Origin of the sequence: Algoriphagus sp. (genome assembly GCF_046296635.1) — a bacterium.
GTDB lineage: Bacteria > Bacteroidota > Bacteroidia > Cytophagales > Cyclobacteriaceae > Algoriphagus.
Genome location: NZ_JBKBKZ010000006.1, coordinates 23107 through 46770 on the forward strand (window position 1 = coordinate 23107; position 23664 = coordinate 46770).

18 protein-coding genes and 1 pseudogene are annotated in these 23664 nt (G+C 41.1%); 1 reads left to right on the plus strand and 18 read right to left on the minus strand.

Going from position 1 to position 23664, the window contains the following annotated elements; all coding sequences use genetic code 11:
- Nucleotide 1: 1 nt before the first annotated feature.
- The 18 genes and pseudogenes from ACK4HU_RS06180 to ACK4HU_RS06265 all read right to left on the minus strand — a co-directional run bounded on the left by ACK4HU_RS06180 (nt 2) and on the right by ACK4HU_RS06265 (nt 20996).
- Nucleotides 2–436 (minus strand): nuclear transport factor 2 family protein, encoded by a 435-nt coding sequence (locus tag ACK4HU_RS06180; RefSeq protein WP_409804371.1) that lies wholly within the window; start codon nt 434–436, stop codon nt 2–4.
- On the minus strand, nt 433–969 hold the full coding sequence (locus tag ACK4HU_RS06185; RefSeq protein WP_409804373.1) for a DsrE family protein: 537 nt from the start codon (nt 967–969) through the stop codon (nt 433–435). Before ACK4HU_RS06185 ends, ACK4HU_RS06180 begins: the two co-directional genes overlap by 4 nt.
- A gap of 32 nt (nt 970–1001) precedes the next feature.
- On the minus strand, nt 1002–3035 hold the full coding sequence (locus ACK4HU_RS06190; protein WP_409804376.1) for a S9 family peptidase: 2034 nt from the start codon (nt 3033–3035) through the stop codon (nt 1002–1004).
- Between the two features lie 45 nt (nt 3036–3080).
- On the minus strand, nt 3081–4781 hold the full coding sequence (gene ggt / locus ACK4HU_RS06195) for a gamma-glutamyltransferase (protein ID WP_409804378.1): 1701 nt from the start codon (nt 4779–4781) through the stop codon (nt 3081–3083).
- A gap of 120 nt (nt 4782–4901) precedes the next feature.
- On the minus strand, nt 4902–5351 hold the full coding sequence (locus ACK4HU_RS06200; protein WP_409804380.1) for an amino acid permease: 450 nt from the start codon (nt 5349–5351) through the stop codon (nt 4902–4904).
- Nucleotides 5315–6211 (minus strand): APC family permease, encoded by an 897-nt coding sequence (locus tag ACK4HU_RS06205; RefSeq protein ID WP_409804382.1) that lies wholly within the window; start codon nt 6209–6211, stop codon nt 5315–5317. Before ACK4HU_RS06205 ends, ACK4HU_RS06200 begins: the two co-directional genes overlap by 37 nt.
- Before the next feature lie 270 nt (nt 6212–6481).
- The gene (locus ACK4HU_RS06210) at nt 6482–6682 is read right to left on the minus strand and encodes a hypothetical protein (protein WP_409804385.1); all 201 of its coding nucleotides are present in this window, start codon (nt 6680–6682) and stop codon (nt 6482–6484) included.
- 146 nt (nt 6683–6828) lie between these two features.
- Nucleotides 6829–7455 carry a hypothetical protein gene (locus tag ACK4HU_RS06215; protein WP_409804387.1) on the minus strand — a complete coding sequence of 209 codons (627 nt, stop codon included), beginning with the start codon at nt 7453–7455 and terminating at the stop codon, nt 6829–6831.
- A gap of 607 nt (nt 7456–8062) precedes the next feature.
- Complete coding sequence (locus ACK4HU_RS06220; RefSeq protein WP_409804390.1) at nt 8063–9292, minus strand: ATP-binding protein; 1230 nt, start codon at nt 9290–9292, stop codon at nt 8063–8065.
- A 371-nt stretch (nt 9293–9663) separates the two neighbouring features.
- Entirely contained in the window at nt 9664–12120 is a 2457-nt protein-coding gene (locus tag ACK4HU_RS06225) for a CehA/McbA family metallohydrolase (RefSeq protein ID WP_409804391.1), read from the minus strand.
- A gap of 129 nt (nt 12121–12249) precedes the next feature.
- Complete coding sequence (locus ACK4HU_RS06230) at nt 12250–13425, minus strand: P1 family peptidase (protein WP_409804394.1); 1176 nt, start codon at nt 13423–13425, stop codon at nt 12250–12252.
- A 298-nt stretch (nt 13426–13723) separates the two neighbouring features.
- A complete protein-coding gene (locus tag ACK4HU_RS06235) occupies nt 13724–14455 on the minus strand; it encodes a DUF6090 family protein (RefSeq protein ID WP_409804397.1) in 732 nt (243 codons plus the stop codon).
- A gap of 34 nt (nt 14456–14489) precedes the next feature.
- Complete coding sequence (locus tag ACK4HU_RS06240) at nt 14490–15281, minus strand: DUF6090 family protein (protein ID WP_409804399.1); 792 nt, start codon at nt 15279–15281, stop codon at nt 14490–14492.
- Between the two features lie 215 nt (nt 15282–15496).
- Entirely contained in the window at nt 15497–17509 is a 2013-nt protein-coding gene (locus tag ACK4HU_RS06245; protein WP_409804401.1) for a S9 family peptidase, read from the minus strand.
- A 103-nt stretch (nt 17510–17612) separates the two neighbouring features.
- On the minus strand, nt 17613–18908 hold the full coding sequence (locus ACK4HU_RS06250; protein WP_409804404.1) for an agmatine/peptidylarginine deiminase: 1296 nt from the start codon (nt 18906–18908) through the stop codon (nt 17613–17615).
- A 30-nt stretch (nt 18909–18938) separates the two neighbouring features.
- A pseudogene (locus ACK4HU_RS06255) lies at nt 18939–19424 on the minus strand (ester cyclase).
- A 19-nt stretch (nt 19425–19443) separates the two neighbouring features.
- On the minus strand, nt 19444–19932 hold the full coding sequence (locus tag ACK4HU_RS06260) for an ester cyclase (RefSeq protein WP_409804406.1): 489 nt from the start codon (nt 19930–19932) through the stop codon (nt 19444–19446).
- Nucleotides 19933–20057: 125 nt separating this feature from the next.
- Complete coding sequence (locus ACK4HU_RS06265) at nt 20058–20996, minus strand: NAD-dependent epimerase/dehydratase family protein (RefSeq protein ID WP_409804408.1); 939 nt, start codon at nt 20994–20996, stop codon at nt 20058–20060.
- 533 nt (nt 20997–21529) lie between these two features.
- On the opposite strand from ACK4HU_RS06265, the gene ACK4HU_RS06270 reads away from it, so the two are divergent.
- A complete protein-coding gene (locus ACK4HU_RS06270) occupies nt 21530–23497 on the plus strand; it encodes a histidine kinase dimerization/phosphoacceptor domain -containing protein (protein ID WP_409804411.1) in 1968 nt (655 codons plus the stop codon).
- The last annotated feature ends 167 nt before the right edge of the window (nt 23498–23664 follow it).

Below are 23664 nucleotides of genomic sequence, written 5' to 3' on the forward strand. Positions count from 1 at the left end.
CTTAATTTTCCAGTGTGACAAACAACTGCGAGTGGATCAGCCAAGTCCCTGAGGCTTTGGTCCATTGAGCGGAGTATTTGCCCCCAACCACAGGTTCTTCCGAATTTTCATAATACCCTTTCCAAGTTCCCGTCTCCCAAGCCAGCTTAGTTTTGGGATTGATCAGTACCTCATCCGGCGTCCGGATCCAATACATTTTGGGGCCTTTGGCATTTTGGATGTATTCCATGAGGGCTGCTTTTCCCGAAAGCAGAGTTCCACCACCGGTCGTGATCAGGACATCATCAGTCATAAAGGTGTTATTCAACTCTTCGTCAAATACCCGAAGGGCCTGATTGGAAGCTTCCCGTTGGGCGAGGATCAGCTCTTTATCCTGAGCTAAAATTGTCCCCCAAAAAAGGATGAAACCTAATGTTAGAAACAGGCCCTTGATCATAAAACGATTACCTGGTACCCTTTCTGAATCAAGTCCGTAGTCGCAGTGAATCTCGAAACGGCCATTCTCACTCCCGGATAAATGTCCTCTGGAAGCAGGTTTTGTTTCATCATGGATTGACCACAGACAATCACCTGAATGCCGTTTCTCTGTAGTTCGTCCAACAATTCGGCATTCGGATTCTCAAGATTAAATCGCTTGCTGTAAGTCTGGTTTGATAAAACCGTTGGCGCAGAACCGGAATAGACCACGACGGCCAGTTCAATATTTTCTTTCGGGACTCCGGCATAGCGATGGAGGTTGTACATCCGAGCGGCATAGTCGAGCATTTCGGCAACTTGGGACTTATCCTCCAGGCGATCTCCCAGCTCGATCACCAGTTTGTATGGCTTGGTCGGATCCGGGTTTTCTACCTCAAAAGGAACAGGAATCACCCCACCATATCCTTTTATGGCGGGGAATACCATGTCTTGGCCATTAGAGAGGGAGATTGAAGAAAGGAAAAGAATTAGGGAAAAGATGGATGTTTTCATAATAAAATTGGGTTAGATGAGAGGAAAGGGTTTTATTTTTTATCCCGATAATGGTTAAACCAACTCAAAATCGCTGCGGTCTTGCTCATGAGCATACTTGGTCTCCCCGTCAAGCCATGTGAAGCATTTGGAATGCGAACCAAAGCAGCCTCCACGCCTTGGAGTTTGAGGGCAGCATAGTACTGTTCGGATTCAGAAATGGGCGTTCGGAAATCCTGTTCGCCCGTCAGCAGCATCGTTGGGGTTTTCACATTTCCCACAAGAGATAATGGCGATCTTCTCCAGTAGTTTTCCTGATCTTCCCAAGGCATCGCTCCAAACCAATACTTGGCAAAAAATGCCGGCGAATCTGCATGCAGCACAAAACTCGTCCAGTTGATCACCGGCTTGGCCACCACAGCAGCTTTGAAGCGATCGGTTTTACCAATGATCCAAGCTGTCAAAACACCGCCGCCTGAACCTCCTGTTACAAATAGGTTATCCGTGTCGATATAGCCTTTGGCAATTACCGCATCGACTCCCGAGATAAGGTCATCGTAATCATGATTGGGATAGTCGTGGTGAATTGAGTTTCCAAATTCCTCTCCGTAACCGGTGCTTCCTCGCGGATTGGTATAAAGGACCACATAACCAGCAGCGGCATAGGCTTGAATTTCATAGGCGAAAGATGGCCCGTACATGGCAAATGGGCCACCGTGGATTTCAAGGATGAAAGGATACTTTTTAGCAGGATCAAAATCGGGAGGAGTCACGATCCAACCCTGGACTCGCTTTTGGTCAAAAGAAGATTCCCACCAGATTTCTTCGGTTTTTCCAATCTTTCGGAAGGAAAACAAATCGTCATTGACTGCCGTCAGTCTTTTGGTTTCTCCCCCATTCCAAATCGCCAAATCAGCCGGGTGCTCCGGTCCGCCTTGGGTAAAAGCGAAGCGGTTGTTGGCAGAGACTGTGAAAGTTCCGGCATTGTAAGGCCTTCCCAAATCCAAACCTCCAAGTCCTTCGACCACGATTCGGATTTTTCCCGTCAGCGCGACATGCCCGATTTTGGTATCGCCAAATTCATCGTACTGGAAGTAGATCCCCTGACCATTTCCTTCCCATTGAGGATTGCCAGCATCACGGTCCAGATCAGCGGTAAGGTTTTTCACACCGGATCCATCCACATTCATTACATACAGATTAGATACCGTGTAGCCTTGAAACGTATCGTCATTTCCGGTAAAAGCAATGAGTTTCCCGTCAGGTGAAAGTGCAGGATTGGCATCTGGCCCAAATCTAGATGTCAGAGCCTTTATCTCTCCTGAACTCAGATCCAAGCGATAGATCTCTGAATTGGCTGGCTCCAATTCATTGTTTTCATGAAGATTGGCTGAGAAAAAGAGGCTTTTACCGTCTTTAGCCCAGATTGGACTTCCGTGATTGTTGGAAGTGAAAGTTCGCTGTCTTGGCGTGCCTCCATCGATTCCCAAAGTGAAAATCTGGGTTTTGCCCGGTTTCAAGTATCCTGCTCCGTCCCTTCGATAGTTCAACCCATCTATAAAAATAGGAGGAGCATTCCACTCCGCACCCTCAGGTTTCCCTGGGATGGTCAGCATGGTTTTTTTGGTTCCAGGTACAAACTGAGTGAATGCCAATTGCTTGTCATCCGGACTCCAGGATACCGCACCGGGAGGAGTAGCCGTATTGGTCAGTGAGATCGTCTCGCGGGTGTCCAAGTACATGACATAGAGTTTGACTTTTTCATCATCCTGATTGGAAAGGAAGGCAAGCTTCTTACCATCATTGGACCAGCGTGGAGCATAGTCGCGTTGATTTCCTTGGGTGAGTTGACGGACTCGACTGCCGTCCACATTGCTAATCCAGAGATTGGAGTAATCCCGGTCGGTCATGATGTCTTTGAAGTTCCGGATAAAGACAATCTGGGATCCATCCGGAGAAATCTGCGGATCGGTGACATACTCCATACTGAAGAGGTCAGTAAGTTCGAGTTTGGTTTTTTCCTGGGCTTCTAATGGCGTGTAGAAAAAAGCAAAAAGGATGATTAGGATGAGTGAGATTTGTTTCATATTAGAATAATTATTTGATTTCATAAATTCATTTTTTAGTCAATATCAATACCCCCTAGCAGCTCCATCTGCACTTGCTGAATCTGCTGCTCCGACAAATATTCCGAGTCTTGCATCGTAAGTAATTCCCATTAGCACTCCAAGATTGGTTGTAGGGCGAAGGGTGTGTCCCATTTTTTCCAAAGCGTCCCGGGTATCCGGTGAAAGCAAGTTGCGTTCATAGAGAATCTGATCGGGAAGCCACTGATGGTGGATTTTCATGGCTTCGATCGCCCGATCGATCCGCATATCGTAAGCGAGCACATTCAGCACGGTTTGAAACACGGTATTGATGATCGTTCTTCCTCCGGGGCTGCCGATGACGAGGTAAGGCTTGCCCTCTTTTGCCACAATAGTAGGCGTCATGCTGGATAGCATTCGTTTCTCAGGTGCGACCAAATTTGGGTTTGTACCGATCTGCCCGGTAGTGGTGGTGATTCCAGGAATAGGATTGAAATCGCCCATCTCATTGTTGAAGATGAAGCCAAGCTTGTCCGAACCCATTCCGGCGCCGTAGCTATTTTCTAAAGTATAGGTCAGTGAGACGGCGTTGCCTTCCTTGTCGACCACTGAGAAATGCGTCGTATGATCACCACCGTAAAGTTGCCCAAACTTGGAAGAATCACTCGGCGAGGCCTTGGTCAGATCTAAGTTTGCAAACCGCTCTTTGGCAAACTCCTTGGAGATTAATCGATCAATCGGCATTTCGGGATTGAAATCCGGGTCACCCAAATGCTCCGCACGATCCGCAAAAGCCCTTCGCATCGCTTCTGCCACAAGATGCACATAGGCGGTAGAGTTAAATTCCACTTTGGAAATATCTGCCGCTTCCATCAGATTCATCATTTCGATCAGGGTGACACCACCCGAACTTGGAGGAGGCATGGAAAAAATCTCGTAGTCCTTAAATGTAGTCCTCACTGGAGATCGCTCCACCGCTTCATATTTCGCGAGGTCTTGCTGCGTGATGATTCCCCCATTGGCTTTCATGTAGCTTTCAATCTCGGCGGCTACCGATCCCTTATAAAATCCATCTCTCCCCTGATCACGGATGGCTTCCAGAGTTTTTGCCAATGCGGGCTGCTTCCAGAGTTCGTCCGGAGCAACTACTTCTCCATCTGCTCCGCGGAAAAAGTTCTGCATGATATCAAATGAAGGATCCAAAGCAGACATTCTGAGTGCCGCATTGTATAATCCCCAAGACATGGGAAATCCGTTTTTCGCCAGATCAATTGCAGGTTGAACCAAATCTTTCCAAGGCAATTTGCCATACTTTTGATGAGCTTGATAAAGTCCTGCCACCGTCCCAGGCACACCGACTGAAAGCAATCCTTCATGATTCGAATCATTTCTGATCTTTCCATTTTCGTCCAAAAACATGGTAGGACTTGCAGCCAAAGGAGCTTTTTCTCTAAAATCGAAAGTAGTGACGTCCCCGTCTGACTTCATCAAAACAATAAATCCACCTCCTCCAATATTTCCTGCAGAAGGATGTGTCACCGCCAGAGACAAAGCCGTGGCCACTGCGGCATCGATGGCATTTCCTCCCTTTTTCAAAATAGAAACCCCAACTTCGGAACTTAGGTAATGATCCGAAACGACCATTCCGTTTTTGCCATAAGTCTGTGCATGAAGCGAACTGCTGAGTCCGAAGAATAGACTGAAGCAAATGGATAGGAAGAGGGAAATTGTAATTCTTGACTGCATAAGATTTTCTTTGATAGCGGCGATTTATTTTGTTTTTCAGAATGGACTGCCTGAGAAAATATTCATTCCAGGCTGAAGTTCAGAAGTTAAACATTTTCCGGTTCAACATTTTAGTCCTTTCTATCCTCTAGTCTTTTTCCATTTTCTGAAGACCTTTCCCAAGAAATAGATACCTGTCAATACGAGGATCAGAATGAGCGTCCCTTTCATCTCCGTTCCCGTCATATTGGATAGGAAAAAAAGAATGATTCCTGCCGAAATAATCGGAACAGTAGGCCCGAAAGGAATCTTGAATCCATCGGAAGGTAAATCTTTGATTTTTCGAAGCTTGATGACCGAAAGCGACACAGCAAAATAGACCAAGAGCAAGCTTGAAGCGGCAATGGCAGCCAATGTCCTAAAACCACCGATGGAAGCCAGAGTAAACCCAATTCCGGCGTAAAGTATAATTGCCAAATAAGGGGTTTTGAATTGGCGATGAATGGAAGCCAACCTACTAAAAGGAATCACCCCGTCTGTGGATAACCTGAAAATCACTCTTGGATTATTGAGGATCTCACCGCTAAGCATCCCAAACATAGAAATTGCTGCCCCGACGAAAACCAAGGTATATCCGACCGGGCCAAAATGAGCTTTCCGGCTTCTGCCAATGGAGCTTCTTTGAAATTTGGAAGTTCATCACCCAATACCCCTTGGGAAACCAACTGAATCATGATATAAATAATCAAGACGGAGGAAATCCCGATAAAAATCGCCCTAGGAATGGTTTTTTGAGGGTTTTTGATTTCTCCTCCAATGATCAATGCGGCATCTCCGCCCATAAAAGCAAAAAATAAAATCAGGGACGTCTGCCCTAACTGCTGAATTGTCGGGGTTGATTCCCAATGAAGATTGATCCATTGGACATCTTTCCAACCCAAACTGATTAAAAGTAACAGAGGGATCAATTTGCCAACTGTAGTGATTTTAACCAATCCAATTCCTTGTTTGACACCGATCACATTAAGGGTAGCCAATCCTGAAAAAAAGAGAAAAAGGGTAATAACTCTTGCGATTGGATTCTTGAAAACAGGAGAGATCAATCCTAAAATTTCAACCAATGCATTGGAAACTGCCGCATCTGAGAAGACCCCAGCCATCATGTAAAATATGGAAACCAAAAAGCCCGGATAAGCTCCAAATGCAGTTTCTACGTAAGCATAAGCCCCTCCGGAATGGGTGACTTTGCTACCTGCCTCTGCGAAGCAAAGCATGATCAAGCCGATCAGCAATCCGCAAAAGAGATATGCCAATACCCCGGATGCGCCCATGGTTTCGGCAATAATGGCTGGCAAAACAAAGATGCCTGCTCCCACCATGATATTGACAATATTGGCCGAGAGTCCCCACACACCGACTTCTCTTTTTAATCCTTCTTGGGTGGTTTGCATGTTGAATTTAAAAAGAGCAACTCAAAAAGTTTTTCCATTAAACTGTATTTAATAGGTTTTTGGAAAAGATAAAAAAATCAAGAGCCACAGCGCCTCGACCTAGGACGAACTGCATGGTTTTCTATCCCAACAGTAGGGATTATTTTTCGGGGGAGGTATTGAGGGAAAATGGATTTTGTTTGATGTGAATTACTTGTCGGGATTGAATTATTGATAGCTAATTAGACAATTTTCTAAATCCAATCATCAGAATAAAATTCAACCTTGATTCTAACCCAAATCTGCCTGTTCAACAATAGGTAGAAAGAGCCTGATTTTCTTTTCATCGGCCGGATAAAACAAAAAAGGGCTTACGTCGCCTACCATTTCTTCAATGTTTGTACGGGCATACAGGTCCCGGATACGATCCCGTAACTGCCCGGAATTGGATACGCCTAGTTTCATCTGCAGGTAATCGTAATTTGGTTTCACAGATTTGGAAAGCAGAAAAACGATATCATAAAAATTTGGAAGCATAGGGCCCATCGAAAAGGATCTCCAATATTTTGTACTGCAAATATTCGCGCAACACAAATGCTCGGTGTATCTGCAAACTTTCGGGATATGCTGAAAGAATTTCAGTAAGATTGAGCATTGTCTATCATTTTATTGATGGTGGATAAACGCTTCATAAGGCTGGGTGAAGAAAACAAGGCGCTAAAGGCTTCCAATTGCTCGGTTTGTATATCTGCGCACATTTGGGGTAAATTAAAGCGGTAAGATTCAAAGTCATCTTCTTCTTGAGCCTTTGGGTGAAAATAAAGGAAATCAAGTAGTGCCTTCTCAGGTTCCGCCAATTTGATACCATAGCCATCCTTATTAATAATGCGATAACCAAAGAAAAGAGCAGGCTTTATACTTGCGTAGCTAAACCGGCCTTTGGGAGTATCAAACATAGTAGTTTTGCGCGTAGAAATGGAGGTTAAGGTGAAAACGCCCTCCGGTATCCACCCATAATGTGCGAAAGCAGATTCCAATGAGATGTAGGATGGGGCATAGATCTTATTAGCGGTATAATAGACTTGTTCCTGCGTTTTAATTCCGTCAGCAAGACTATACCAACCATTTCGTACCCTCAATAGGTATCCCTTTTTCTGCCAATTCAGTAGGTTTTCCCGTTCAAAACCAGGAAATCTCTTTTCAATATCATTTATTGAAAAGACAGGAATTCCTTGGAAGATTTTTGAAAATTCTAATATGCTCATTTCTATTTATCCTAATAAAATAGGTTTTATGGAAACGAATTTAAGGAAATTGATCGAACCATAGAAAAGATATAGTTAAAATTAATAGTCGAAAAAGGGATAACTCTCGGACATTTAGCGAATTATTCTAAAATAGGCAGATGGAGCCATCCAGATTGCTTCCTTTAGGTACGTTTTGATTTTCTTTTAGCCATGTGTCGCTTGGGCGATAGAAAATAATTTGTATTCGCTTGAGATAGCCGAGCATTTAAAGAGAAAATTAAATCAAAAGCCAAAGCGCTTCAACCTAGGACGAATTGCTTGGACATCTTCCCCAATGTATGGGAATTCTTTCCGAACGAGGGTTATCAACCCTTTGAATTTCAATTCAGAAAATATTTCTTCATCTCAAGATTTAACCCGAAATATGCATTAGCAATTCTATTGTGGCCTTTAATTGCTTCAAAATCAGTCACTATGTTGCTGTTTTCGACTTCACCATAGCGGTGCTTTGACTCAGTCTCCAAACAGCCTGATTTTCTTGCAATTAAAGGCCTCATAACTAAACCTAATGCATAATTCGGGTTTGAGAATACCATCCCAAGTTGATCATTCCAAAAAGTCAGGTTTATTGGGATTCAAGCAACCATTGGAATACATTTAAGTTTTTTATTCCACTGCGATCCTGCGTAAACGAGTCCGTTGAAAGTAAGAATTTTGGATAGTTGTCCTTTATTTTTTCCAGTGCACTAAATTCCCGCTCAACGGTCTTTTCACTTGTCAATTGCCAAGCTACTTGGTAGTATTCAATATTGCCTAAGGAAGTCTTGCAAACAAAGTCCACCTCAGTACTTCTGGAGGTTCCAGTCCAGATTTTGTTTCCTCTACGAAGAAGTTCCAAAAAAACAATATTTTCCAAAATGTGACCTCTGTCTGTCATTCGGTCTTTTCCAACCAAAACATTTAATAGGCCTAAGTCCACCAAATAATATTTTTCTTGTGTAGCCAATTGTTTTTTGCCTTTCAAATCGAACCGATTCACTTTGTAAAATACAAAACTAGACACCAGATATTCTAGGTACTTTTCTACTGTGGAGTGATGGATATTTTGACCATCCTGTTTAAGCGTATTGGAAATATTGCTTGGGGAAAGCGCGTTTCCAATCGTAGAAGCCACGAATTTCGCAATGTTGACAAAAGCTCGTTTGTTATTTATTTGGTAGCGTTGGGTAATGTCTTTTTCTATGATTGTTGTGTAAATGGCTTCTAGGTATTCGTAAATCTTGTCATATCCACTTTCTCTTAATTCAACTCCTTTTGGCAATGAAGTTTCGTTTACGAAATCAAAAAACAAAGCCTCGAAGTTTAGGTATTTGTTGCTCGTTTCTATGCTTCGTGCTGTTAAGTATTCTTTGAAAGAAAAGGGTAAAATAGAAATCTCTATGTAACGACCGCTCAGCAAAGTTGCCAGTTCGCTACTCAACAAAAATGCATTTGAACCTGTAATGTAAAGATCTGTATTTTCGGTGGCAAAAAGCCCGTCCACTAATTTTTCAAAATTCGGGATGTTTTGCACTTCGTCCAAAAACACATAATTAGGTTTTTCAGGGTGCAACTTTTTCTTTATTTCAAAATACAAGTCACTCCACGATTTGTTTAGATAGTTTTCGGGGAGTTCAAAGTTGTAGAATTGAATTTGTTTTTTGTCAGTACCAAGGTTCAGTAACTGGACTTGGAATAGTTCCAGCAGTGTGCTTTTTCCCGATCTACGCAAACCCGTAACCACTTTTATTAGGTCTGCATCTTTGTAAGACAGCAGTTTACTAATGTATTCTTTGCGATTGGTATAGTGGTACATTGAGTAAAAATACACATTAAATTATCAAAACTTGCAAAGTTTGCAAGTTTTGATAATTTAGAATTTCATTTTCTTTCCTATCACTTGATGGAGGTACCCTGATGTTTTTTTGGTTTGAATGAAATTATTCTTCGCCTTTCTTTCCCTTTTTGGTCCAAATTTTTAGGAATACTTACAGTTCCGATAGGGACAAAATATCGGTAGAAATCAGATGTGTAATCAGAAATAGCGTGCCGTAGGCCTGCCTGTCCGGTAGGCAGGTACGCAATATGGTTTTTACATAATGTGGTTTTTCTAAATATCCCGTACCTTAAGGCACGATTGCGTCATGGAGAATTGTTTGTGCTACCCATATCAGGCCCATAACGGGACTATTTTATCATCTCTCTTAGTTTTTTCCTCGCCTCTTCAAATCGAGTCATCATTCGGGTCATCTCGGTTTCTCCATAAGCTACTCTTGCTATTCTTTCAGAAGCATCAATGGCTCGAATCAGATCCGCGGCGGCTGCTTTGCGAGAGTTGGGGTCAGTACTACCAATCGACTCTATCCAGATCGGAGAACTGTGAGCAAATGGTCGCGCGTGCATGCTTGGCCAGGTGTCTTCTTTTAGCTCGCTGGCATAGGCCCGGATCGCTACCCAACCGCCTTTTGGTAAGACAACTTGGCCTTTGTACTCTCGCGTTTCACCAGCTTTGATTCCTGTCAGCTTCTCAACTACCACACCATTGACCACTAGCTCCACCACGTCGATGTCATTGGTTCCGGCCAAAGTTGCTTTCCAGTTCTGTCTTCCACTTGCGACTACATCACCCGGTTGAGCATTTTGTCCAACTTGGAAAAGCAAAGCAGGACCGGTGGTCACAAATCCCCTTCCGGCTATGGCTGCTTCGAGTACAGATTCGGAAGTGATTTCCTTTCCATCCAATTGGACATAATTTCGGCCGGTGCCAACTGCCATCGTCCGATGGAAATCCACCCACATGTCAGTTCCAGACATAGCCGCTACCGGTCTACCGATATTAAGCAGACGATACCAAACCTGACTGTTTCCCAGTGGACTGGTCCAGGCGCATACCATTTCCAATCCGATGCGCTCGGCAAGAACTGCATCTGAAATTAGCTCAATGGGAATGGGACCCTCATCCAAATGGTCGAAGGGATTGGAATCATCGCTGATAGGGTGCACATAAGTCGTAAAAGCCCCTGTTCGGTCAGCGTAATCCACTACTTCGCCATTGCTTCGATCAGGGTCACCCAATTTTGGATTTGTTGGTCCCCAAAACCAAGGCGCATAGGGTTGCTTCACACCGAGTAGGCTTACATGTCCATGGAAGTGGGATCGTACTTCCTGGCTTTGGACGACAATCCGTCCCTCTTTGACAGTTTCTTTGCCTACAATCAAACCATCAATTCTGCGCTCCCAGCGATTCCATGACATAGGGGCGAGTAAGTCAAGATCTTCTCCAGCCATCGCACGAAGTGCATCTTCATGTGTGGCCCGGTGATGCCCGTCGCCATTTAGATGTACATGGTGATCTGCTGAGAAATAGCCTGCGGCTGCTGCATCCCAAATGGAAGTAAGTTTGAGGCTTGTTTCTACTCCTTTGCCTTCAATTACTTGGATGGTCGATTCCATCATCGGCGTCATCGGCCCGCGAACTGCTGTTACGCGATAGTTTCCAACAGGAAGATTGAATTGTGATTCTCCTTCCAGGTAAAAATAATGACGACCCGACTGAGGATCCACGAAAGTAGCATCTTCATGGAAAGCCACGGGATAGCCATCCTCTCGAATGATTGATACACGAGCCGTGATAGGTTTCCCGGTAGCATCTTTTACACTCACATTTAATGTTCCGCTAGCCTCTCCAAGATCCCAATTCGAGATTTTCACTTCTTCAGTTGCGCCACCGTAAGTAGCAATTCGCATCAAGCGAAACTGACGGTTTTCGTCCAGTTCCACGAAATAAATCTGATTACCATCAGTACTGAAGGCCGGAGTTAAGGCGAAAGGATCGCCGTCAGTGAGTCGGTGCTTCACCCGGGGATCATTGAGATCCATAGTCCAAAGATGATAGTCATTGTCAATCGGTGCACTGTAAACGATCAGGTTTTGAGTCGGGTGAGCGTCAGCGGTAAAGTGGTAGGTCAGAGTTTGTTCAAGTGCGATGGTATCGGTTCCCGACGCAAAGTCTTTGATCCTAAGCACTCGGTGCGCTCCCCTTCCGTGGAGGTACATGAGGCTTTCTCCTTTGGGCAGACTTCGTGAGTTGCGCTCTACCTGTGGCAGGTCTGTTAGCTGTTCATCTGTTTTCTTGGCTAGGTGATATCGACGAAGATTGATTGAACCAGTGACTCCTGAACTATAGTAGAGCCATTCTCCGTCTTTCGAGAATTCAGGGTCCAGCTCGATGGCCTCCGTATCAATTCTTGTTTCTTGTCCACTTGCTAGTTCCCTGACAATGATAGCAGTATTTCGTCCCTCGTCTCGAACGAAAGCAAGTTGTTTGCCATTGGGAGACCAGCGAGGGCGAGAGTCTATTCCTGGACCTTTGGTCAGTCTGAGGGCTGAACCAGAGTCCAGATTCAGATTCCAAATCCAACCACGTGCTGAAAAAGCAAGATGCTTTCCATCCGGCGCTGGAGCAGGATCTGTGGGGCCATGAGCAAGAATTGGGAGCTCATGCTGCTCTAGGTAAACATGATGGCCAAAGTCATTGAGTTTGGCGTAGCGGTTTGTCCACTGCGCGGAAGCATTGCTAACTATGAGCAGTTGGGTGAAGGCTGAAAAAATTACAGCAGCTAAGATGTTTGTTTGATATCTCATTTTATTTTGGATTTGCGTAGGCAAAATGGTACATGTTGTACCGTTATCAAAGAAAGAAGGAGTTTGGAGTTTCATTTTAGGGTGCATACCCTTTTCATTTTTCCTACTTTTCTTCAATATCACCTTTTCTTATTTATTCAGTCGATTGTATTTTTTGAGTACCTCCACCAGCAATCCATGAGGCAATGCATAAGACTTATTTCCATTAATACCTTCCATGGTTTCTGCTGCGATCATGGCATTGATGATGGCTTCTTCGACAGACTGAACCGTGGCTTCCAATAGCGGGTCTATCAGATCATTGGGCAGCATATTCACTTCCGAGAAATCATAGCGCTGAAAAGCATCGGGATTGGCAGTGGAAAAAGCTATAAATATATCTCCCGAGCCGTTTGTTCCTATTCCTCCTGTCAACCCAATTCCAATTGGAACTCTATTCGCAATCCGCTTCAACTGATGTGGAAGTAAGGGTGCGTCAGTTGCAACCACCACGATGATAGACCCGTCTCCTTCTTGGCGATAGGATTGTGGAGGCAGTTTCAATTCATTGTTCAAAGTGTCCATCAATTCCTTTCCCACCGGAACTCCGGCGATCGTGAGGGAAGGTTTCCTGCCAAAGTTTGCTTGTACCAAAACCCCAACCGTGTAAGTGGAATCCAAAATTTGAATGATTCTCGATGAAGTGCCTGTTCCTCCCTTAAATCCCAAACACATCATTCCAGTGCCACCTCCCACATTTCCTTCGGCTATTTGACCACCAGATGAATTATTGATAGCTTCCAATACATGCTTTTCTTCTACATGAAATCCATAGATATCATTCAAAAAACCGTCGTAAGTCTCGGCTACTACAGGATAGGTGTACCACCACTCTTCACCCTGATACCAATCTGAATCTACATACCATTTCAAAACCGCATCCCGGACCACACCTACGCTGTTGGTATTGGTGATCATGATCGGGGTTTCTAGGAAGCCGGATTCTGTCAGCCAAGTGGTTCCTGTCATCTCCCCGTTTCCGTTCAGGCTGTACCAATTGGCAAACACAGGACTGAATTTTTGTGCTTTACCTCGTGGGAAAATTGCGGTGACGCCTGTTCTGACAGGTCCTTTTCCCACCCTATTTTCCCCGCTTCCTGAGATGATAGTGCTGTATCCGACCTCTACTCCTTTCACATCTGTGATGGCATTAAATTGACCAGTTGTACCGTTAAACGGAACACCCAAATCTCTTGCCCGGGGTTTTTGGGCGAAGGATGTAGAACAAATTGAGATTAAGAAGAAAATTAAAAATAACCGGTTCATATATTTCATTTTAAATTTTAGTTGTTTCTAGTTGGTTTATTTATAGAATATGATTATTCGCTTCTTTGCCAGTAGGTCAAAACGGCCTCGACTTCGCTCGGCCACCGGATTTCAGGTTATTGAAGGGAGGGTAGGAATATGCGGCTGGGCCGCATATTCCTACCCTCCCTTAAAAACAAAACTAACGGACACCGAGCGAAGTCGAGGTGGAACTTAATAAAATTTGGCTACTGGCAGAATTGCGGATATACATATGTTTTTATATAAATTGTTGTTCTTTCATTATTTTTTTGTCTATTCAATTTATGCTTGAGAGATAATTAATTATTGTTTCAAGGTTGTTTTTAGCCATTTCCCGAGCATTGATCAACATTCCGATTTCCGCAGTCCAAACAAGTTTTGAATTTCGTAAGATTCCGATAAACGCTGTATCGTTAATAATATAGTTCAAACTAGATAAATCTTTAGGCCTTTTTAATCCTTCCATTTCTAGCGGAAATCCCTGTTTAATAAGATAATTCCGAAAATAATTAAAGTTGTTTACTGTACCTGTTTGCGAAATCAATTCATTTCTTTCAATTGAATAACCAGTATAGTAAGTTGTAAGATTATTTGTCAAACTATCAGGTAATAGTTCTGTTCTTGGATGTTTATTCAATTTATTGTATCCAAAATTTGTCGGTACAAAATATGTAAAACGATGAATTCCTGTAATATTAATCAATAATGAGTCTTCAGGCATTCTGTTGTCTTTGTTAAGTAAATTATCAATACTAGATATCGTTTCTTCTGAAATTTCAATCATCAAATTTAAAAATTCAATGTCTTTATTGAGATCATTTCTTACCTCCTTAATAATTTGAGTTAGTTCATTTTTGGAAGTAATATTTTGATTCCAATTATTTAGACTCAACGCAATTAAAATCCCAATGACCACAAGGATAATTTCTCCAATTGCATATATGAGGTACTTGCTGAATTTGTTTTCAGTCAATAGATTTTGTCTAATTTTTCTAAAGAATTTTATCATTGGTGAGTGGTTTGCAATAATTATAGACTAAACTTTAAATTTCATCAATCTCTCTTTGTATCTCTACAAGCAATAGTTCCGCCCTAGTTATGCTTGTTTGAGCCCCGATTAATCTCCAACCAGCATTGTATCTAACTTCTCTCAATCTTACAAGAAGTCCAAGATCTTTTTTTATGGTTTCTAAGGGGTTGACAATAAAAGGTATATCTGTTTCGATTAAATTATAATTAATCATTATATGGTTTCTTAATTCAAGAACGAATCTATTTGGCGAGAATTCATCCTGCCCAAAAAACCATTTTAATTGGCTGTAATATAGATTCAATATATTTTTGAGCTCTTGATTATCTAATTTAGAATACAAACCTGAATTTTTTAATTCGTCTAATGCGTAGGTTTGCACAACCATGCTCCTAGGAGAATTTATTCGCAAAAATGATTTTTCAAAAAATTCAGCGTTAAATGTTTTGGGTATTTCTCCTTGCCATATTAATGTGCTCTTTAGTTTAATAGGTATAGTATCTATTTCCTGAAAAGGAATTTCAGTCCATTTTAATATTTGTAATATTGAATTAGCCCTGAAGTCATTAAACGCTTCTATTTCTTTCAAAAGATCAAGATCTTGTTTTATGGCTGTGGAAAGATTTATAAGATTGGTTTTCATTTCTTGCTTTACAAGACGTTCTTGATTCCAGGTATTGATACTTAATGCTATCAAAATCCCAATAACAACAAGGAAAATTTCTCCAACTGCATATTTGAGATATTTGCCGGTCTTCCCTTCTGAAAGTAGGTTCTGTCTAATTTTTCTAAAGAATTTTATCATGGGTTAGAGGTTTCTGGTAATAATGCACAAAGCTGTAATTTCATTTTTGAGCCCAAAGCTTAAAAGAAAATAAGTGTATCAATGCGATAAAAAAGAGGTGTTTTTTTACTGCTTTATTCATGATTTTTTGATTTGTATATTTTTAAGTTTTTGATTTTACTTTGAAAATTTGTTTTAGAAAAGAGGATATAGCACTGTCATTATTTTTTTAAACGTTACTTTAAATAAGATCCCAACCATTCTAATGTATATTTTTGCAGTTCTTTTTGTCTTAAAGGATCAGCAGGATAATGACCTGAAATAGGAAATGCTATAAATTTTGTTTCTGTACCAATATCTTGCAGCACTCTAAAATATTGATAAGATTGCGATATGGGTACTCTTTCATCATCAGTATTTGATAGTAAAAGTGTGGGTGTTTTTACATTTTCTGCGTAAGTAATCGGTGAGTTTTTTATCCAGTCTTCCTTTACTTTTTTATCTACATAAGGCGATTTACCTTTACCGAATTCAAATTGATAAGTCGTTCCAAAATCTGATAAAGAATATTGTTCAAACCAATCTGTTATGGCAGCTCCGGCAATGGCACATTTCCAGCCTTTGTAGTTTCCAATAAGCCAGGTAGTCATAAAACCACCGTAAGACCAGCCTGTAACTGCTATATTATTACCTTCTACATAAGGTCTTTTCTTTAGCTCTTCAATGCCTAGCATCACATCTCTTCCCGGGCCTTCTCCCATATCACCATTAATTGCTTCTGAGAATCCATAGCCCATATTATCGCTTCCTCTATAATTAGGTTGAAAAACAATATAGCCTTGGGCTGCCTTTAATTGTGTAGAAAAATTAAATGTCTCCTTCGATGCCAATCTTGGCCCACCATGGGGTTCAACTACCAAAGGGTATTTTTTCTTTGGGTCAAAGTCTGGAGGAAAAGTAATAATACCGTTAGGTTTATATTCATCAGATTTCCAAGAAATCGTTTCCTGTTTTCCAAAGGTAAATGCATCCATTTCTTTATTAAAATGGGTCAATTTTTGAGGGTCTGCATCTGGATTGGAAAGATAATAGAGTTCGTTAGGTGATTGCGAGGTGCTTGCAACAATGGCGATTGCGTTATTTTGACCTATTGTAAACTGATACCCATACGTACCCCCATTGGTACACAAATCCCCTAAACTTATTTTTTTTGCCACACCGTTTAGGGGTTGCATCCAAAGTGAAACCGTATTAAAATCATTGGCAGCTACAAACAATGCTTTACTATCGCTACTCCATTCGGCATTAAAAAAACAGCGATCTATTTCTGCGGTTAAATTTTTCTCTTCACTGCTAATAAGCGATTTATAAAATATATCTGAACCATACCCTACATTCTTTAGGTTAAACTGATAGGCGATAGATTTCCCATCTGGCGAAAAAATAGTTTGACCTTCGAGGTGAATGGCATCTTTTTCTACAGTCTTTGTCGTAATTCTACTTATTTTTTTAGTCGCAATGTCAATGCTGTTGCTAGTAGAAATCAAGCCACCCGAATAAGGTGTTTCAAATTGTTGAAATGCTATTTTTGTGCCATCTGGTGACCAAGAGATATTTGACATTATATCCTCAACAAAAAGAGACCATGAACCAGATGTTAATCGTTCTGCTTCGCCACCATCTGATGCTATAAGCCACAAATGTGTGGAACTGAGCCTGGCTTTTACAAACATACTATGCTTGTTTACCTCAAATGCATCGTAGCCTTTTTCTATTTCTTTTTTATTGGCCACTTCATCGAATTGCGAGAAGGCAATCATTTTTCCATCTGGTCGCCAACTAAACAGAAATACACCAGTAGGCGATTTTGTAATTTGTTTGGCTTCTCCACCAGCCATAGACAGCACAAATATTTGTGATTTTTTTTCAGCATCAGCAGCAATAAATGCTATTTGAGTTCCTGAGGGTGACCATCTTGGCGAACGAACCGTAGCTCTATCAAACGTGAGTTGTTGACTGTTTTGTGTAGAAATATCTATTTTATGTATAGCAGATTTGAATGTATTTGTAAGCGTATCTGGTTTTGCAACCACTACCAAAATTGATTTTCCATCTGGTGAAATTTGCGGGTCGAAAAGGGTATGAATTCTATCCATATCGTTTATTTCAAAACGCTTCTGGGCTGAAACCATAATGGAAAAAAAGGATATGAATGCGATAAAGAGTACGCTGGTTAGTTTTGTTTTCATTTTAAAATTTGATTGATTAATCTACAGATTTTGTGTATTAAAGCCTTTTAATCTCTCAACCAAACTGTTTACTTTTATTGAGGCTTTAACTTTTTGATTTGTTTCAAAATTTGATTTTATTTTTTAATAATGCCGGTTGTTGCATACTTATACAATGAATGCCGCCACCACCTAAATTCACAGCAAGGGCATCTATCATGATTACTTTTTTATCTGGAAAAGCAGCCTTTAAAACCTCGGCCGCTTTTTCATCTTTCAATTTCAACGCAGCAGGCATTCCTTCCCTCCAAATCGTTTGACCAATAATGACTTTATTGGTAATGATAAAGTTGAGGTAACTAAATGCAGCCATTACTTTTACACGTTGTCCATCAGGGAATTTGTTGCCATCCGCATAGTCTAATGTTTTCATAAATTCATATACATAGTCACCGGGACTCATGGAGTTGTAAATTGTTCCGGGAAGTGGCATTCTGATGATGGTAAATGGTTTGCCGTTTTGGTCCGTTGCTTTGGATAAAATTTGATAATTCTCCTCCATTCGTTTGTTATTTTCAAAAGCGATTGGGTCAGCTAATTCTGCAGGATCTACTTCTGCTAAAAGGATAGTAGAATCATTTACAAAACGCATAAATTCATCTACATGACCATTTGTAGTAGCTACTGTATATGCTTTAGTTCCGTCCGGGGTTGTAATTGGGCCGAGGAAGGTATGGTCATCTTCAACCAAGCCTTGTTTTAACCAGATTACTTTTTTTGTTCCTAATAATCTTTTGTACTCGGCTTCCATTTCTTTTTTAGTCATGGTAGGATTTCTTCCCATTTCCACAGACTCGGTTGTTATCAAAGTACCTTTCCCATTTACTTCTCTGTTTCCACCCTCACTAATCATAGCACTAGAAATCACAGGTAAATTTAAATGTTTAGCCACCCGTACATCATACATTTCTTCTGTTTTGGTATCCGTGTTTAAAGTATCGGAGTAGCCCCAAGAATTAAAATTGAAGTCTGCAATGGCGAATGTATTTTGATTTGTCTGCACAAAAATAGGCCCCATATCTCTAGCCCATATCTCAAAAGATGAAATTTCCAAGATTGTAAGTCGTGGTTGTTCTCCGAAGCGTTTGTTTAGTGTTTCTTGTGCTTGTTTAAGAAGTTCTTTGTTTTTACAGGTAACTACAATATCTGTAGTGCCAATTAAAGCTTCTATAATGGAAAGAGTAACTTTTTCAACAGATTCGCTTTCTTTATGATTTGTAGATGGCCAAATCAACCAAAGTGCTTCTTGAGTATCAAACTCTGCCGGTTGATTGATAACCACTAAATCTTTATTTTTCTGTGGCGTACCACATGAAATTATTAGTATTGCAACTACTAGGCTGGTTAAAATTGATTTCATATTATGTTTGATATTCATTGTAGCTTACATTTATTTCTTAAAATCAAGAATTTGTTTTTTGATTGCTGGGTCATCTGGGAAGCACCATTGTTCAGCTATTTTACCATTACTTATGCGATAAATAGAATCTTCGTATATCTCAATTTGAGCTCCTGTTACCTCAATTTCTTCGTACGTTTTGGTATGGGTTGCTGTGGCTTTATAGCGAGTGACCACTTTATCATTTTCTTGAATGATATCCACTATTTCTTCATGTCAATCCGGAAAAATGGCTCTCCAACCTGAAATATTTTTTTTAGCTTCTTTAATGCCTGTCCATTTTTCACTTGTTAAATAATGACATACAAAATCAGAAGTTAGTATATCATCGAAATGGTCCATTTTACCTTGATTCCAAACCTCGTGGTATTCCAAAACAACTGCTTTGTTTTTTTCTAAAACCCCATTTTTATCCGTTGATTGGCAACTACTGAAAAGTAAGAATGTTGCAAGTAGTGCTAAAAATGGGTTGTTCATAATTCTCGGATTTTAAATGTTATTTCTTTGTTTGCAATTGATTTCTTAAACTCACCTCGTCTGGGAATCCCCATTGTTCGATAATTTTTCCGTTTGCTAACCGATAAATTGAAGTTTCATAAATTATAACTTTATTACCAGTAGAGTCCACGCCATTAAAAATCCCTTGATGAGTACCTGTCGATTTATACCTTGTCACTACTTTATCACCTTCAGCAATAATGTCAACAATCTCCTCTGTCCAATCTGGAAATGACTTTTTGTGATTTGAGATGGAATTTTTTGCTCCTTCAATTCCCTCCCATTCTAGTCCGCCTATAAAATGGCAAACAAAGTCTGGGGATATTATTGTATCGAGAAGACTTATCTTTCCGTTAGACCAAACTTTATGGTATTTTTTTACAATATCTCGATTAGCGTCTAAATTAATTTCTTGTGTGTTTGTATTGCAACTGTAAGTAATGATACTCGCCACAATAATTAATAAGGATAAGAAATGGTTTTTCATTTTGTTGTTTGTTTAAATGATTTTTTTATTTGTACTTTAAATGAAAGTGATGTCGTTCTTAAAAATGGCACACAACTCCAATCTTTGCATAGACATTCCGTAAGGCATTATAGACATAAGCGCTTTTAATTTGAATAGTTATTCAAAGGAATACTTACTGGTTTAAAGCTTATTCCCAAATCCTTTGTTGCCAAAGCAGAACTGTAAACAATTTCAGGCTTGCCTACCGGAGATTGGTTATTCAGCATCAATGAGATATCCGAGACCCTGTAACTTTCCCCTGATAAGAGATAGTTTTTCCCATGTATGTTTTTGGTGGTAGCCGCTTTGAAAATCGCTTCGGCAACATCTTCTACATCCACCAATGCCCATAATACATCCACATCATAGATCATTTGAATGAAGGGATTGGGGGCAATTTTATTTTTAAACAGAAATTGTATACCCGTTGAAGTGGAATCCTGTCTGTTTGACAGAGATTTCCCCATTACACCCGTCGGTGAAACAGAAGTAATTTCAAAACTTAGATCAGGGTGGTCTGCGATGAATTTATTGACCGCCTGATTGGCGATAAACTTTGCCTGGGCATAAGGAATGCCTTCTTCGCTCATAAATGGCGCATCATTTTCAGTGATTTGCTCACCTTCAGTTTTTCCTCCTGGCAAAAATGGGAAGTTGGTATTGTAAGCCGCCACGGATGCAATGAATACAACTTTCTCAATCCGGGGAGTTTTGAGAACTGCTTCCAAGAAGTTTTCGGTACCCTTGATCGTCGGGTCAAACAATTCTTTCTGAAGGTCTTTCACATCTAATTGGAATGGTGTTCCTCCATGAATGACTAGTTCACAGTCTTTCAGAAAATCCAAAAGCTCCTGTTTGTTTTCCACATCCAATTGAGCGATTTCCAGGTTCTCAGCATTTTTGAGGCTGAGTAAGTGCTCGTACTTTTCCTTTTTGGAAAGGTCTGTGGTAGATACTTTTACCTTGTATCCTTCATTCAGAAACTTTTGGGTGTTGTAGCTTCCAATAAAGCCCGAACCTCCGATGATGCCTACTTTTTTCATGTGTTTATAATTTGATTTTTAAAGGCCACACCTGCCTGCCGGCAGGCAGGTGGAATCTCGCATGACACCCCCCTCGATAGCCATTGGGTCATTCCTCTGTGTAATACCGAAGGGTCATGCTTGATTTCATTACTATTTAGTTTTGCTTTATCGTAGATAAAGTAATGAAACTAATGTTCCAAAAGCCTCAACCTAGGACGAACAGCGCCATAATCTATCCCAATGCAGGGGAATACTTTTCGGAGGAAGATTCGGTAGAAAGTAAGTTTCACCTCGACTTTGCTCGGTGTCCGTAGGTTTTTGTTTTTAGGGGAGGGGAGGAATATGCGGCGCCGCCGCATATTCTTCCCCTCCCTTCAAATAACCCGAAATCCGGTGGCCGAGCGAAGTCGAGGCCATTTTGATCTACCGATAAAGAAGCGGAAAATTAGATTACAGAAAATAGTAAAAGCGATTTCCCCGCTCCAGTGCCTGACTATCTCGACAAATCCAAGTATGTTTGGAAGATGCAGGATGGTCCTCAAACCCCACTGATGTTTAAATTTTCTAGTCGATTATTCGGCTTTCTTTCCCTCTTCCTATTCTTCCTTTTAGGGACTTTAGATTCCTATGCCCAAAAACCAAATTTGGATAACAGCCATTTCAAGGAAGGATTACTGGAGTTGAAATTCAAAGATGCCTGGCACTATCAACCCGGAGATAATTTGGAATGGGCCGACCCTGATTTTGATGATTCTGATTGGTACCATTTAGACCCAATTGACCTAAAAGCTTACCAAATGCCGGATAGCTTGTGGAAAGGGTTTGGCTGGTGGAGGATTACCTTTACAGCCGATCCAAATACCATTGAGGCTATTGAAAGGCTCTATTTTTACTCTTGGGGAGCAGCAGAAATCTATCTGGATGGATCGTTAGTGGCTAGCTACGGAAGTTTTTCGCAGGATAGCCAACTGGAAAAAACCTATTCTCCCAATTATACTGGAGACCGACCATTACAATTTGCACCACAGGAGGTTCATACTTTAGCCATTAGATTTTCTAACCATCAGGCAAAAAATAACTTCAAAATATTCAGATACTTTTCTGAAAACCTAGGCTTTGATATTGGGTTTTCCTCGGCAGTCCGAGCAAAATATTCAGACTTTCGGTATGCCAACAGCTTCGCTACGCTTTCTGTCATCGTAGTGGTACTCTCTATCCTGTTGTTGTTGCATGTTCTCCTGTATTTCAAATTCAGGAAAGAGGATCCTTACCTGGTGATTACGCTCATCACCTTTTTCTTTTTATGTGCTGCTATTTGTGCCCATATACTGCTGTTTTTAGATCTTGACGGTTTTACAAATCCAATCTTCAGTAGCATATTAAATTCTACCGCTTTTGGTTTGGGGTATGGTCTTTTACCCTATTCGCTAAGTTCTCTTTTTAGGATAAAAAAATATTATTGGACCAAGCACTTGGTATGGTTGGCACTGCTGAGAACCGCCAATTATTTTATTCCTGTTTTCAATTTTATCCTTTTTGATGCTACGATTATTCTTGCTGTAATTATTTTGATGGTGATCATCATGCGGATAGCCATCAACGAGAAAAATAGAGGAGCGCTTTACGTAACTATTGGAGCCATTGGTACTTCTGTTTTCTTATTGGTCAATCGAATGGTCAATGCGGACCTTATCACGCTGAGCACATTTTTTTATTATGTAGATCTGATATTGCTATACATCAGTTATCCATTGGGGATTTACATTTACATCACCAATCAGTATGGCAGGCTTTTCCTTGCCATGGAGCATGAGGTGGCAGAGCGGACGCAGCAACTTAATGCCATGGTCAGCGACCTGACCAAAACCCAACAGGAACTTTCATTGAAAAACAATCAAAATGTCCTGTTGCTGAAGGAGATCCATCACCGAGTTAAAAACAACCTGGAAGTGGTCTCTGGTTTATTGGCGCTGCAGTCTGCAAAAATGGATGACCCAACCATGCAGGAAGTCATGTTGGCAAGCCAAAACAGGGTTCAGTCCATGGGAATTTTGCACCAAAAACTGTATCAAAGTGAGCATTTGGCGTTTATTGAAATGAAAAATTATTTCGAGAACCTGTGCATCAATATCCTCGATTCTTACAATGAGTCCGAGCGAATCAAGGTCACGATTGAAATGCCGGAACTTGAATTCGATGTCGATACGGCCGTACCTCTAGGCCTGATAGTAAATGAACTGCTCACCAATTCCTTGAAGTACGCTTTTCCCACAGGTGAAAAAGGAAATATCGAATTGAGTTTGAAAAAAGTGGGTGAAGACGATTTTCAATTGAAAATCAGTGATAATGGAGTGGGTAAAGTCGTAGATGCTAAAGCAAAAGGCACCGGCTTCGGCACTCAGCTAGTCGAGTTGCTTACCCGTCAGATTGATGGGAAACTGATTCAGGACGTCAGTAACGGCACAACGATTTTAATCAACTTTAAAAGGCAGGTAGCAACTTTAGGGGGTCAGGTTTAAGCTTTGATTGGGAATATTTTATTCTAATGACAGAATTCTGATTTGCCCCTCGGCAAGCTCGGGGACCGGATGATTTTGTAAATAAGGTGGGGGGATTGGGGAAACCGGGCCCCCCCGATTAACAAACCCCCACCACCACAAAAAAAAACACCCGGGGGCCGCCATTA

Excerpts from the sequence above, each read along its gene's own strand:
- ACK4HU_RS06245 (WP_409804401.1), bottom strand. The coding sequence starts at position 17,509 with ATGAAAACAAAACTAACCAGCGTACTCTTTATCGCATTCATATCCTTT.
- ACK4HU_RS06230 (WP_409804394.1), bottom strand. The coding sequence starts at position 13,425 with ATGAACCGGTTATTTTTAATTTTCTTCTTAATCTCAATTTGTTCTACA.
- ACK4HU_RS06260 (WP_409804406.1), bottom strand. The coding sequence starts at position 19,932 with ATGAAAAACCATTTCTTATCCTTATTAATTATTGTGGCGAGTATCATT.
- ACK4HU_RS06270 (WP_409804411.1), top strand. The coding sequence starts at position 21,530 with ATGTTTAAATTTTCTAGTCGATTATTCGGCTTTCTTTCCCTCTTCCTA.
- ACK4HU_RS06235 (WP_409804397.1), bottom strand. The coding sequence starts at position 14,455 with ATGATAAAATTCTTTAGAAAAATTAGACAAAATCTATTGACTGAAAAC.
- ACK4HU_RS06190 (WP_409804376.1), bottom strand. The coding sequence starts at position 3,035 with ATGAAACAAATCTCACTCATCCTAATCATCCTTTTTGCTTTTTTCTAC.
- ACK4HU_RS06200 (WP_409804380.1), bottom strand. The coding sequence starts at position 5,351 with ATGCTTAGCGGTGAGATCCTCAATAATCCAAGAGTGATTTTCAGGTTA.
- ACK4HU_RS06250 (WP_409804404.1), bottom strand. The coding sequence starts at position 18,908 with ATGAAATCAATTTTAACCAGCCTAGTAGTTGCAATACTAATAATTTCA.
- ACK4HU_RS06265 (WP_409804408.1), bottom strand. The coding sequence starts at position 20,996 with ATGAAAAAAGTAGGCATCATCGGAGGTTCGGGCTTTATTGGAAGCTAC.
- ACK4HU_RS06215 (WP_409804387.1), bottom strand. The coding sequence starts at position 7,455 with ATGAGCATATTAGAATTTTCAAAAATCTTCCAAGGAATTCCTGTCTTT.
- ACK4HU_RS06220 (WP_409804390.1), bottom strand. The coding sequence starts at position 9,292 with ATGTACCACTATACCAATCGCAAAGAATACATTAGTAAACTGCTGTCT.
- ACK4HU_RS06225 (WP_409804391.1), bottom strand. The coding sequence starts at position 12,120 with ATGAGATATCAAACAAACATCTTAGCTGCTGTAATTTTTTCAGCCTTC.
- ACK4HU_RS06185 (WP_409804373.1), bottom strand. The coding sequence starts at position 969 with ATGAAAACATCCATCTTTTCCCTAATTCTTTTCCTTTCTTCAATCTCC.
- ACK4HU_RS06240 (WP_409804399.1), bottom strand. The coding sequence starts at position 15,281 with ATGATAAAATTCTTTAGAAAAATTAGACAGAACCTACTTTCAGAAGGG.
- ACK4HU_RS06180 (WP_409804371.1), bottom strand. The coding sequence starts at position 436 with ATGATCAAGGGCCTGTTTCTAACATTAGGTTTCATCCTTTTTTGGGGG.
- ggt (WP_409804378.1), bottom strand. The coding sequence starts at position 4,781 with ATGCAGTCAAGAATTACAATTTCCCTCTTCCTATCCATTTGCTTCAGT.
- ACK4HU_RS06205 (WP_409804382.1), bottom strand. The coding sequence starts at position 6,211 with ATGCAAACCACCCAAGAAGGATTAAAAAGAGAAGTCGGTGTGTGGGGA.